13 protein-coding genes are annotated in these 12,189 nt (G+C 71.5%); 4 read left to right on the forward strand and 9 right to left on the reverse strand.

Going from position 1 to position 12,189, the window contains the following annotated elements; translation table 11 throughout:
- Positions 1-6 precede the first annotated feature (6 nt).
- Positions 7-1,281: a Fic family protein gene (locus tag ABEA46_RS19880; protein WP_345547142.1), complete on the forward strand. Its 1,275-nt coding sequence runs from the start codon at positions 7-9 to the stop codon at positions 1,279-1,281.
- 46 nt (positions 1,282-1,327) lie between these two features.
- Here ABEA46_RS19880 and ABEA46_RS19885 read toward each other — a convergent pair whose 3' ends face one another.
- The 4 genes from ABEA46_RS19885 to ABEA46_RS19900 all read right to left on the reverse strand — a co-directional run bounded on the left by ABEA46_RS19885 (position 1,328) and on the right by ABEA46_RS19900 (position 3,704).
- Positions 1,328-1,996, reverse strand: coding sequence for a hypothetical protein (locus ABEA46_RS19885; protein ID WP_345547144.1), 669 nt, complete (start codon positions 1,994-1,996; stop codon positions 1,328-1,330).
- Between the two features lie 137 nt (positions 1,997-2,133).
- Positions 2,134-2,430 (reverse strand): DUF1905 domain-containing protein, encoded by a 297-nt coding sequence (locus ABEA46_RS19890; RefSeq protein ID WP_345547146.1) that lies wholly within the window; start codon positions 2,428-2,430, stop codon positions 2,134-2,136.
- Positions 2,427-2,858, reverse strand: a complete 432-nt coding sequence (locus ABEA46_RS19895; protein WP_345547148.1) for an SRPBCC family protein — start codon at positions 2,856-2,858, stop codon at positions 2,427-2,429. Before ABEA46_RS19895 ends, ABEA46_RS19890 begins: the two co-directional genes overlap by 4 nt.
- A 51-nt stretch (positions 2,859-2,909) precedes the next feature.
- A complete protein-coding gene (locus ABEA46_RS19900) occupies positions 2,910-3,704 on the reverse strand; it encodes a glycosyltransferase family 2 protein (RefSeq protein WP_345547149.1) in 795 nt (264 codons plus the stop codon).
- A 149-nt stretch (positions 3,705-3,853) separates the two neighbouring features.
- On the opposite strand from ABEA46_RS19900, the gene ABEA46_RS19905 reads away from it, so the two are divergent.
- Positions 3,854-5,740: an adenylyl cyclase gene (locus ABEA46_RS19905; protein WP_345547150.1), complete on the forward strand. Its 1,887-nt coding sequence runs from the start codon at positions 3,854-3,856 to the stop codon at positions 5,738-5,740.
- Positions 5,741-5,795: 55 nt separating this feature from the next.
- Here the strand turns inward: ABEA46_RS19905 and ABEA46_RS19910 are convergent, their stop codons facing one another.
- Positions 5,796-6,800, reverse strand: coding sequence for an aldo/keto reductase (locus tag ABEA46_RS19910; RefSeq protein WP_345547151.1), 1,005 nt, complete (start codon positions 6,798-6,800; stop codon positions 5,796-5,798).
- A 93-nt stretch (positions 6,801-6,893) separates the two neighbouring features.
- Between ABEA46_RS19910 and ABEA46_RS19915 the strand changes: the two genes are divergently transcribed.
- Together ABEA46_RS19915 and ABEA46_RS19920 are read left to right on the forward strand one after the other, a co-directional pair.
- Complete coding sequence (locus tag ABEA46_RS19915) at positions 6,894-7,943, forward strand: LLM class flavin-dependent oxidoreductase (protein WP_345547153.1); 1,050 nt, start codon at positions 6,894-6,896, stop codon at positions 7,941-7,943.
- A 41-nt stretch (positions 7,944-7,984) separates the two neighbouring features.
- Positions 7,985-8,686: an NADPH-dependent F420 reductase gene (locus ABEA46_RS19920; protein WP_425563241.1), complete on the forward strand. Its 702-nt coding sequence runs from the start codon at positions 7,985-7,987 to the stop codon at positions 8,684-8,686.
- On the opposite strand, the gene ABEA46_RS19925 is transcribed toward ABEA46_RS19920, so the two are convergent.
- From ABEA46_RS19925 to ABEA46_RS19940, 4 genes are all read right to left on the reverse strand, one after another.
- Positions 8,683-9,603 (reverse strand): L,D-transpeptidase, encoded by a 921-nt coding sequence (locus ABEA46_RS19925; protein ID WP_345547157.1) that lies wholly within the window; start codon positions 9,601-9,603, stop codon positions 8,683-8,685. The genes ABEA46_RS19920 and ABEA46_RS19925 overlap by 4 nt on opposite strands.
- A gap of 83 nt (positions 9,604-9,686) precedes the next feature.
- Complete coding sequence (locus ABEA46_RS19930) at positions 9,687-10,091, reverse strand: DUF2809 domain-containing protein (RefSeq protein WP_345547159.1); 405 nt, start codon at positions 10,089-10,091, stop codon at positions 9,687-9,689.
- A 14-nt stretch (positions 10,092-10,105) separates the two neighbouring features.
- Complete coding sequence (locus ABEA46_RS19935; RefSeq protein ID WP_345547161.1) at positions 10,106-11,668, reverse strand: multicopper oxidase family protein; 1,563 nt, start codon at positions 11,666-11,668, stop codon at positions 10,106-10,108.
- Complete coding sequence (locus ABEA46_RS19940; protein WP_345547163.1) at positions 11,655-12,137, reverse strand: hypothetical protein; 483 nt, start codon at positions 12,135-12,137, stop codon at positions 11,655-11,657. The genes ABEA46_RS19935 and ABEA46_RS19940 overlap by 14 nt, the downstream gene beginning before the upstream one ends.
- Between the last annotated feature and the right edge of the window lie 52 nt (positions 12,138-12,189).

The following is a 12,189-nucleotide window of genomic DNA, read 5'->3' on the forward strand; positions in this document are numbered from 1 at the left end:
TGCACCGTGCCCACCTTCGTCGAACGCCTGTGGGATGCCCGCGACGCCACCCACCTGGGCCGGCGCGACCGCGCGGCGGGGCGGTATCTCGCGTTCGTCCCCGACGAGCTCGGCCGCACGCTCCCCGCGATCGGACCCGAAGCGCAGGGTGCCGCCGAAGACGCGCTCGCGGTGCTCGCCCGCGCCGACGAACGCATCGGCGCGCACGGCGCCTATCTGAATCACCTGCTGATCCGTTCCGAGAGCATCTCGTCGTCGTGGATCGAAGGCAACCGCATCACGCCGAAACGGCTCGCGATCGCCGAGACGCTCGACACCGGCAGTCGTGTCGCCCTCGACGTCGTCGGCAACGTCCGCGCCACCGAGGCCGCGATCGCCGCCCTCGCCGACCGCGACCGCCCCGTCACCGCCGACGACATCATCACCCTGCAGCACGTCATCGAGCCCACCCTGCCGCCCGGACTGCGCGCCGAGCAGAACTGGGTCGGCGGCCCCGGGTGGAGCCCGCTGCGCGCCGACTTCATCCCGCCGCCCGAGTCCGAGGTCCCCCGGCTCGTCGACGATCTCGCGGACTTCGTCACCGAGACGAGCGGCAACCCGGTTGTCCGCGCCGCCATCGCGCACGCGCAGTTCGAGACCATCCACCCGTTCATCGACGGCAACGGCCGCACCGGCCGCGCGCTCATCCACACCGTCCTGCACCGCGCGGACGCTCTGCGCGGCATCCTCATCCCCATCAGCACCGTCTTCGCCGGCGACACCGACGCCTACCTCGCAGGACTCACCGCGTTCCGCGCCGACCCGCCACGCCTCGACGACTGGATCATCGGCTTCGCGCAGGCCACCGAACGCGCCGCCGCCAATGCCGTGCAACTCGCCGCCGACGTCGCCCGCCTCGACGAGCAGACTCTCGACGAGCTCATCGCCTACCGCCGCAGCCGCGGAGTCTCACCCGCCACACCCCGCCGCGACGCGGTCGTGCTGCGCATCCTCGCCTCGCTCGCCGCAGACCCCGTCCCGACCATCGACTCCGTCGCGCTCACGCACGGCGTCTCGACCGTCGCCGCACACCGCGCCCTGACGGAACTGGTGGATGCCGGCATCCTGAGCCGCACGAAGGACCATCGCGGCCGCCTCATCTGCTGGACCGCCGACCGCCACCTCGCCCTCGTCGCCCTCACCGAGCGCAGCAACCGCGTCGGCGGCGGCGACACCGACCACCGCCGCCCCACCGGCGGCCCCGCGGTGCCCGACCCGGCACACGTCGGACGCCTGCGCTGACCATCCGGGGCGGACGTTCTGCGCCTGTGCGCCCTCGTTCAGGGCGTCAGCTGCCGATCGTCGCCAGCGCGTGCGTGACCGTCACAACGCCCAGCCACACGACCAGCCCGGTCGACAGCACGAGCGCCACGACCGACGCCGCCTTCTGCGTCGGACGCTGCACCGAGACGACCAGCCCGCCGATCGCCAGGAAGAACGCCGCAACGGCCAGCGTCAGGCTCACCAGCGCCACGACGCCCGCCACTGTCGGTGCGGCATCCGCCCACCACAGCACGACCGACGCACCGCCGGCCGCCGCCAGCGGGATCAGCACCAGCGAGATCCGCGCCGGAACGTTGCGCGCGGTCGGCTCGGGCAGCGGCCGTCCCAACTCCCCCACGTACGAACTCGACACGGGCCGGTACACGATCGGCGCGGGCGGGCGATCATCGAGCGCCGGCGGGCGGCGCGGCGCGATCTGATCCGGCATCGGCGTCACCGGGACGCTCTGCGTCTCGACCGACGCCGCCGCGGCCCGCTCCGTCTGGGCAACCTGTTCAGCCTCGGCCGCCCTCGCGGCCTCCGCCGCCCTCGCGGCCTCCGCCGCCTTCGCGGCCGCCACGGCTTCCGCCTTCGCGGCTTCCGCGGCCGCCGTCAGCGCCACCTCGGCCGCGGCCGCCTGCTCGCGCTCCCGCGCGGCACGGAGCTCGGCGCGGCTCACGGGCGCAGCGGGCACGAGGCCCGCATCACGGGCGCTCTCCGCATCCGCCTCCCCAGGGCGGTCGCTCGAATCTGACATCATGCTCCCCAGCAGAATGACGGTCGATCGAGCGCAAACCTACCGGAACCGGGGCCGCAACGGCACGGAAAGTTCTAGCCGTCGAGCACTTCGAGCCGCACCGAGACCGGACCGCCGTCGACGAGCCGCTCCGCGGTGCGCACCGCCTTCTTCAGCGGCAGCACATACTCACCCGACGAACTCGGGAAGATCGACGTGCGCCACTCGCTGCCGCCGATCCGCGCCTGCACCCGCACCGACCCGAAGCCGCGGTACGGCCGCGGAATCTCGCGGATCTCGGCGCTCAGCTCTTCGGGCACGGACGTGAAGAACCACGCCGCGTCGTCGCGGGCGTCCCACCGGAACACGTCGCCGTCGAACTCGATGATCACCGCAGATGCTCCCCCGGCGCCCCTCCGTGCCGGTCGACCAGCCGCTGCAGGCAGTCCGACCATCCCTCGACATGCCGCTCGCGCTCATCGGCGGTCGTGAATCCCGCATGCCGCACGATGACGCGCGTCGCCTCGTCGGCCGCAGGTTCGAGCGCGATGCCGACGTCGGTCGCCGCATCCTCCCCCGCCCAGCGCCACTCGAGTCGCAGCGAACGGGGCGCGTCGATGCCCAGCACCGTCGCCTCCACGGCGAGGTCGGCGGGCTCGGACCGCACCTGCCAGCGCCCCAGCTCACGCAGCTCGACGAGCGCCGTCGTCTGCATGCGCGGGGGCCAGAACCACTCCGCGAGGGGCGCGGACCGGGTGAGGTCGCGCCAGACCTCGTCGATGGATGCCGCCACCAGCGCCTCTTCGGTCAGCTCATGCATACCGACACCGTACGCCGGGGTGCGGACACCTGTCCGGGGATTCCCCGGAGCTCAACGACCGGGAGAGAGCTCGGGCTCCCACTCGCCGCCGGCATCCGGCTCATCCCGAAGCCGGCCTTCCAGCTCGGCCCTTCGCCACGCGGCTCCCTCGGGCCAGCTCGCGGCGAATGTCGAGGCCACTTTGAACACACGGCGCGACAGCCCGCCGATCGTCTGCACGGGCCGCGCCGACACCGGCATGCGCAGCTGCGGGTCATACCGCACACCATCCGACGACCGCAGCCGGATCGTGAGGTCGAGGTCGTCGTGGATGCGGGCGTTGCCGCGATCCACCTGGTCGCGCACCCGCTCCCACACGGGCGTGCGCATCGCGAAGTTCGAGCCGAACACGAGCGGGATGCCGAGCCACTTGCGGATCCAGTAGTGACCGCCGCCGATGTACCACCGCTCGCCGAGGTAGTTCTGCAGCGAGGACCCGCCGTAGAACTCCGCACCGCCGGTCAGTACGCCCAGCGTCGGGTCCGACACGAAGGCGCGCACGAGGCGTGCGACCCAGTCCGGGTGCGGGCGTGAGTCCGCATCGAGCCGCGCGATGATGTCGGCGGCACCCATCGCTTCGTCGTAACCGCGGGCGGCCGCCGGCCAGATCCCGATCTCGGGCTCGCTCACGACCACGGCGCCGAACCTCCGGGCGACGGCGGCCGAGGCATCCGAACTGTCGTTGTCGACGACGATCACGCGGTCCGCGACATGGGTCTGCGCGGCCAGTGCGGCCAGGCACGCCTCGAGATACGACGCATCGTTGCGGCACGGGATGACCACGGCGACGCGAGGGGCGAGGGGCACAAGCCACACCATACTCCCGCCCGCAGACGCCCCGGCGCACCGGCAAGCGCTCTCTGCGAAATAGCCCTTGAGACCGCTCTCACGTTTGGTTACAGTCCGGTAAGTAAGCGGCACAGACGCCGTATCCACCTCGACGGAGAGGACTCTCCATGGCCACCCCCGTTCACCGACGTGCCGTCCGGCTCGGCGCTGTCGCGACAGGAGCCGCGCTCATCGCGACCGCCCTGCTCGCCACCCCCGCCGTCGCGGCGCCGCCGCGCACGGTCGACCCGTTCCACCCGGACTTCGGCGCGAACGTCACCGTCTACTCCCCCGACACGCCGGTCGCGCAGATCCGCACCGAGCTCGATGCCCTCAACGCCCAGCAGGTCGACGCCGAGATGAGCACCGCCCGCAAGGCGGTGTACTTCCTGCCCGGCCAGTACGGCACCGCCGCCGACCCGCTCCAGATCAAGGTCGGCTACTACACCGAGATCGCCGGCCTCGGCGCCTCGCCCGACGACGTCACCGTCAACGGCGGCCTCGAGGTCTACAACCGCTGCCTCGCCGACGGCGGCACGAGCAACTGCCTCGCCCTCGTCAACTTCTGGCGCACCATCTCGAACATGCACGTCGCCGTCGCCAAAGCCGGCCAGGACGGCTGCCGCCAGAGCGCGAACTTCTGGGCCGTGTCGCAAGCCGTCTCGATGCGCCGCCTCGACATCACGGGCGCGAACGTGTCGCTCATGGACTACTGCACCGCCGGACCCCAGTACGCGAGCGGCGGCTTCATCGCCGACTCCCGGCTGCCGTTCGTGGTGAGCGGTTCGCAGCAGCAGTGGCTGACCCGCAACAGCGAGGTCGCCGGCTGGTCCAACGGCGTGTGGAACCAGGTGTTCTCGGGCGTCGTCGGCGCTCCCTCCGACGCCAACTTCCCGGCCGAGCCGTACACGACGATCGGCCGGACCCCGATCAGCCGCGAGAAGCCGTACCTCTACGTCGACGCCGACGGCCGCTACAACGTCCGCGTGCCCGCCGCACAGCGCGACAGCAGCGGTGTCAGCTGGTCCGACGGTGCGACCGCGGGCCGCAGCATCCCGATCACCGACTTCTTCATCGCGAAGCCCGGCGACTCGGTGCAGGAGATCAACAACGCCCTCTCGCGCGGGCAGAACCTGATCCTCACGCCCGGCATCTACGACATCGCCAAGACCATCACGGTCAAGCACCCCGACACCGTCGTGCTCGGCATGGGTCACGCGACCCTGACCGCCGTCGGCGGCGCGGTGCCGCTGGAGATCAAGGACAACAGCGGCGTCGTCGTCGCCGGTGTCACGATCGACGCGGGCACGGCCCTCTCGCCCGTGCTGCTGCGCGTCGGCAACCCCAACGGCGGCAAGAAGCTCGACGCGAACGACCCGATCACCCTGAGCGACGTGTACTTCCGCGTCGGCGGCCCCCACATCGGCAAGGCCACCACCGCGCTCGAGGTGAACGCCGACGACGTGCTCATCGACCACATCTGGGTGTGGCGCGGCGACCACGGCGTCGAGGGCTTCGACCCGAACGACGGCGTCAACGGCGACAACCAGCGCTGGGCGACCAACACCGGCACCAACGGCGTCATCGTGAACGGCGACAACGTGACCGCGACGGGCCTGTTCGTCGAGCACTTCCAGAAGTACAACACGCTGTGGAACGGCGACAACGGCCGCGTCATCCTGTACCAGAACGAGCTGCCCTACGACCCGCCGACGCAGGCCGACTGGACCCAGCCGAACGGCGCGCTCGGCTACCCGGGCTACAAGGTCGGCGACAACGTGAAGACCCACCGCCTCGACGGCGCCGGCGTGTACGTGTTCAACCAGAACAACCCGTCGATCCTCACCGCCAACGGGTTCGAAGCGCCGCAGAACCCGGGCGTGCAGCTGCACCACATCATGACGGTCAACCTGTCGGCCGGCACCGTGCAGCACGTCGTCAACGGCGTCGGCGGCCAGGCCGACAACACCAACACGGGCACGCCCCAGTTCGTCGTGAACTACCCGGCGCCGTAAGAAAGGGGTTGGATGCCTCGGCCCGGCCGGTGAGCCGGGCCGAGGCATCCACACTTCACCAGAGCGGGTGGATGGCCTCACGCAGGTCGCGGTCGTAGACCTCGTGCACGACGCGGTCGAACGCAGCGACGTCGAAGGCGGACCCGCCTTCGCCCGCCAGCAGTGCGGCCGCCGCGGCGTTCGCCTCGGCCTGGCGCACATTGCGCGCACCCGGGATGACGCTCGTGACGCCGGGCTGCGACGCGATCCACGCGAGCGTCGCCGCCGGCAGCGACACACCCTCGGGCACCGCCGCCGCGAGCTCGCCCGCCGCGGCCAGCCCGACCTCGAAGTCGACGCCCGAGAACGTCTCGCCGCGGTCGAACGCCTCGCCGTGCCGGTTGTAGGTGCGGTGATCGTTCGCAGCGAACGTCGTCTGCGCCGTGTACTTGCCCGACAGCAGGCCCGACGCCAGCGGTACCCGCGCGAAGATGGCGACCCCGGCCGCAGCGGCCGCGGGCAGCACCGCATCGAGCGGCTTCAGCCGGAACGGGTTGAAGATGATCTGCACATTGGTCACGTTCGGCCGGGCGATCGCGGCGAGCGCCTGCGCACACGTCTCGACCGACACCCCGTACGCGGCGATGGCCCCGTCGGCGACCAGGGCGTCCAGCGCGTCGTACGTCGCCTCGGACTCGATCACGGCCGTCGGCGGGCAGTGCAGCTGCACGAGATCGAGCGTGTCGACACCGAGGTTGGCCCGCGACCGGTCCGTCCACGCGCGGAAGTTCTCGGGCGTGTAGTTCTCAGGCTCCTGCGCCATGCGCCGGCCCATCTTGGTCGCCACGGTGACGCCGTGCCCGGGGCTGTCCGCGAGGAACCTGCCGATCAGCGACTCGCTGCGCCCGTCGCCGTAGACGTCGGCGGTGTCGAAGAGCGTGACACCGCGATCGAGGGATGCCGCGAGCACCGCTGCCGCCTCCTCCTCGGTGACAGCGCCCCAATCGGCGCCGAGCTGCCACGTTCCCAGTCCGATCGCCGACACCGTTCGTCCGGTGCGGCCGAGTGCGCGCTGCTGCATAGGCCCAGCATCCCACGCCCGCGTGACGGCATCCCGTCTCACGAGCACTGTATGCAGGGGAATGGATGCCGCCACACCGCGGTTGACCACGACATGAGCGACATCGAGTTCGGGCTGGACACCTTCGGCGACGTCCCTGAGGGCGACGACGGCACCCTGCTGGGCTACGGCGCGGCCATCCGCCAGGTCGTCGACGAGGCGGTGCTCGCCGACGAGCTGGGCGTGGACGTGTTCCTCGTCGGGGAGCACCACCGCCCCGAGTACGCCATCTCGGCTCCCGAGACGGTGCTCGCCGGCATCGCGACGAAGACCGAGCGCATCCGCCTCGGATCCGGCGTCACGGTGCTGAGCTCGGACGACCCGGTGCGCGTCTTCCAGCGCTTCTCGACGGTCGACGCCCTGTCGAACGGGCGTGCCGAGGTGATCCTCGGACGCGGCTCGTTCACAGAGTCGTTCCCGCTGTTCGGGTACGACCTCGCCGACTACGACGTCCTCTTCGAGGAGAAGATCGAGCTGTTCGCCGAACTGCTCAAGGAGCAGCCGGTGACCTGGCAGGGCACGACCCGCGCGCCGCTCGTCGACGCCGACGTCTTCCCCAAGACCGATTCCGGGCACCTGCGCACGTGGGTCGGAGTCGGCGGTTCGCCGCAGTCCGTCGTCCGCACCGCGAAGTACGGCTTCCCGCTGATGCTCGCGATCATCGGCGGCGACCCGCGCCGCTTCGCGCCGTACGTCGACCTGTACCGCCGCGCGTCCAAGCAGTTCGGCCACACGCCGCTCCCGGTCGGCATGCACTCCCCCGGCTTCATCGCCGACACCGACGAGGAGGCCCGCGAGATCGTCTGGCCGCGTTACAAGGTCATGCACGACCGCATCGGCGCACAGCGCGGCTGGCCGCCGCTCAGCCGCGGCCACTTCGAGCAGGAGGTGCGCACCGGCTCGATGTACGTCGGCTCGCCCGAGACCGTCGCCCGCAAGATCGCGAAAGCCGTGAGCGCCCTCGACGTCGGCCGCTTCGACCTCATCTACACCTCGGGCTCCACTCCGGCGAGCGCCCGCCTGCGGGCCGTCGAACTGTACGGCTCGAAGGTCGTGCCGATGGTGCGCGAACTGCTGGCCGAGAAGGCGGCGGTCCCGGCGTGACCGATACGCTTGCCCGCGTGGAGTCAGGGCCGGGCGAGGGGATGGGTGCCGGCGCCCCGCGCATCGGCACGCTGGGCATCCTCGGGGCAGGCAAGGTCGGCACGATCCTCGCGCGACTGGCCGCCGCGGCCGGGTACCACGTGCTGGTCGCCGGCTCGGGAGACCCCGGACGCATCGCCTTGACCATCGACGTGCTGGCGCCCGGAGCGACGGCGGCCGCGGCATCCACCGTCGCTCACGAAGCGGACGCCGTGCTGCTCGCGCTCCCCCTCGGCAAGCACCAGACGCTGCCTGTCGACGAACTGCACGGCAAGCTCGTGATCGACGCCATGAACTACTGGTGGGAGGTCGACGGCCTGCGCGATGATCTCAACGACCCGCGCACCTCGACGAGCGAGATCGTGCAGCGGTTCCTCCCCGACTCACGCGTCGTGAAGGCCTTCAACCACATGGGCTACCACGACATCGACGAAGAGGCCCGGCCCGCCGGCGCCGAGGGGCGCAAGGCGATCGCGATCGCCGGCGACGACGCGCGCGACCTCGCGGTCGTGGCGCGTCTGGTCGACGACCTCGGCTTCGACCCCGTGGTCGCCGGCGACCTCGCCGCCGGCATCATGCTCGAGCCCGGTGCCGAGGCGTTCGGCGCCGACGTCGACGCCGCCGAGCTGCGGGCGATGCTCGACCGGTTCCCGACCTCGCAGCGCGGCATCGTGGTGGCCCGGGCACGCGGGCAGCGCCCCTAGGGGGTGATCATCACCGGGGTTCCCGGTGGGAGCGTCGCAAGCTGCGTGATCGCGTCGGGGTCGACGCGGATGCACCCGTTCGACAGCGGACCCGACCTGTTGTCGTGGTAGTGGAAGGCCGCCGGAGCGACGTCGGCGCCGTCGAATCCGTCGAGCGTCGGCGACTGCACCGCCCAGTACACGATCGGGTACCCGCGCGTGTACGCGTACTCGGGCACGGTGCGCGTCGTCATCACGAACGTGCGGCCCACCGGCGTCGGTGTGCGCTCGGTGCCCCACGCGAAGTCGGTCGCGATCCGTTCATGCGAGCCGTCGGCGTGGACGATGTCGATCGTGCGGCCGGCGATGCTGACCTCGACGCTGAATGATCTCGGCGCGAGGTCGACGTCGGCGGTGCGCAGCCAGCCGGTCAGCTGCGAGGCGTTCCCCGCAGAGGGAACCGCCTGACGCCCGGTGAGCAGCACCTTCACCCAGTGCGCCTGCTTCTCGATCACCGGCAGCACGGTGCCGCCGTACGGATACTCGTGCGGCACGTATGCGACCGGCTCCCCGGTCGGATCCGCCCACACCGGCGCCCCGACGCCGCGCGCGACAGCGCTCTCGGCGGTCGGCACGGTGAACGGGTCGTCATCGACCGGCAGCGCCGGGATCACCGCGAACACATTCACCTGCGGCAGCGTGGTGACGTCGTACGTCCCCGTGTTCGCCGGGAGTCCGTCGGCGGTCGGTGTCGGGGTGGGGGTGGGGGTGCGCACGTGCGTCGGCGTGGGTGTCGGCACCGCCGTGGGTGAATGAGTGGATGCCGCCGGCCCCTGCCGTCCGGCGGTCAGGGTGATCCCGATCCCGGCCACGACGAGCACCGCGGCCAGCGCGACCACCGGCCACACCCATCGCCCCCGCTCCCCCATGCGTTCCATGGTCCGTCGCTCGCACGGTCGGCGCAACCGAGGCCGGCCGCGGGGCCGAGGCGTTTCGTCCTCGCTCCGGGGGCGAGCGGAACTCAGGAACCCGCTCGTCCCGACCGCGTCCGCCGCACCAGCGCATGCACGGCGGTCAGGACCACGATCGTCACGACGTAGACCACGATGTCGCGGGGATCGAAGACCGTGCCGAGCAGCAGCATCACCGGCGCGAAGCGCGCGCCCCACTGCAGCGGCAGTCCGGTCAGCTGGAACAGCTCCACCGCCACGCACCACGCCGCCGCGATGCCGCCGATCGCGAGCACCGGCAGCCGCGGCGCGATCAGCAAGACGGCGAGATACGCCGCCGCCGCATACAGCACGTCGCCTGCGATGTCGGTGACGGCGGTGTCGGGCAGCAGCGCATGCACCCCGAGCCCCACGACCACGACCGCGGCAAGCAGCGCGGCCGCCGGCATCCGACGTCGAATCGCGGGGGCTGGCATCCCCTCAGTCTCACCTACTCAGGGTCGTTGCCGGACTCGCGCCCGAGCCGGAACGGCGTCGTCACCCCCACGTATGCCAGATGCGTCATGAGCCCCTCGGCCGCGTGCGGCAGGTTGTGGCAGTGGTCCATCCAGATGCCGGGGTTGTCGGCGACGAACGCCACCTCGTACGTCTCGCCGTGCTCGACGTTCAGCGAGTCGACCCACCACGGGCTGCCCGACGACGGCACGCCGTCGCGCGACAGTACCAGCAGATGGTGGCCGTGCAGGTGCATCGGGTGCACCTCGCCGCTGTTGTTGGTGATCGTCATGACCACGACGTCACCCTCCTGCACCATGTACATCGGCACGGCCGGCAGGATGCCCCCGTTGATGGTCCACCAGTAGCCGGGAGCGCCGTCGAGGAAGCCCGGCTGCCGGCCGATGTCATACCGGAAGCGGCGGTCCGGCTGCGCCGGGTCGAACCCGACGTCGGCGGGCACGCCGTAGCTCAGCAGATCGAGCGCCTCCCGCGGCGCGGGAGAAGTGGATGCCGCGGCCCGATCGGGTCCGACCACCAGCGACGCGCCGGGCACCTGCACGCGCACGGCGCCTGTCGCGGGCACCGTGACCTCGACGTCGGCACGCCCGCCGGCGGTGAGCGGCACGGCCACGCCGTCGACGGGCATCGGCGCGTTGAGTTCGGTGCCGTCCACGGCGAGCACCCGAAACGGCGAGCCGGTCACCCACGCGGACGTCGGCGTGCTGTCGGTGTTGATGAGGCGCACCCGCACAGTGTCGCCCGGCGCGGCAATCTGGCGGGTGTCGCCGACGATCCCGTCGATCGTGCGCTGGCCGTCCGGGTAGGTGTGCACGGCGGCGATCGCGTCGGCGGCGGATGCGGCATCCATCCCCTCCGCGGGCTCGAGGATCAGCGCGCCGAACAGCCCGCCCACCACCTGCGGATGCGAGGCCTGGTGCGAGTGGTACCAGAACGTGCCGATCTGCTCGGCGACGAAGCGGTAGGTGAAGCTCTCGCCGGGCGGCACGGCGTCCTGCGTCACGCCCGCGACGCCGTCCATGGCGTTCGGCACGTCGACGCCGTGCCAGTGCGCGGTCACCCCTGCGGGCACGTCCTCGTTGCGCAGCACGACTTCGACGAGCTGCCCCTGCTGTGCACGGATCGTCGGACCGGGCGTCTGCCCGTTGAGGGTGAAGCCGTCGAACGCCTCGCCGCCCTCGGGCGTGACGCGCTCCGCGCGCGCGACGAGCTCGACGTGCACGTCGGCGGGGCGATCGGGGTCGACGGCCAGCGCGGTGACGCTCGTCGCCGCGCCGGCGGCGAGAGCACCGGCCGTCCCCGCGGCCATCGCCTGCGCTTCGTGCCCGCCGTGACCGCCGGCCGCGTGCGCCCCGGCACCGGGGCCGCCGCCGAAGTCGGGTGTTCCCATGTCCATGACGGAATACGATCCGGGCAGCACGCTGCTCCACCACGCCCAGCCGACGAGCGCCAGCGCGATGACCGCCACCACGACGGCGAGCCGGCGGGCGAACCACGCCCACCGGCTCGACGCGGCCGCCGTCCTAGGCGGAAACACCGGCAGCGGTCGGCACCGGCACCGACTCGGACGGGTTCGCCCCGACGACCCGGCGCTTCGAGGCGTTCAGGCCCGCGAGCAGTGCGGTCGTGAACAGCAGCAGCGCGTTGATGCCGTGCAGGAAGCCGAGCAGCGGGATGCTGTGGCCGAACAGCCCGAGCGTGATCTGCACGACGACCAGCGCGAGCACGCCGCCGGCGAACGCGACAGCGTGCGGCACCTTGACGAAGAACGAGAAGATGAGCAGCAGGATGGCGAGCGTCGGGATCACGAACATGCCGTTCATGCCGTGGATCATGAAGCCCACGACCTCGGGGAACGGCGGCGGCCCCTCCAGCGCCGATCCGTCCACCACGCCGCCTTCGGCGATGTAGACGTCGAGTCCCGCCGAGCCCCAGGCGTGCGAGGCCGCCTGCAGCGCGACGAGCGCGCAGATGGCGAACGAGAAGATGCGATAGGTGATGCGCATGTGTTTTCCCCCAGGATGTCTGCCGGCCACGCGGCCGACAGAACTCCAGAGT

Origin of the sequence: Microbacterium jejuense, assembly GCF_039544225.1 — a bacterium.
In the GTDB taxonomy this organism is placed as follows: Bacteria; Actinomycetota; Actinomycetes; order Actinomycetales; family Microbacteriaceae; genus Microbacterium; species Microbacterium jejuense.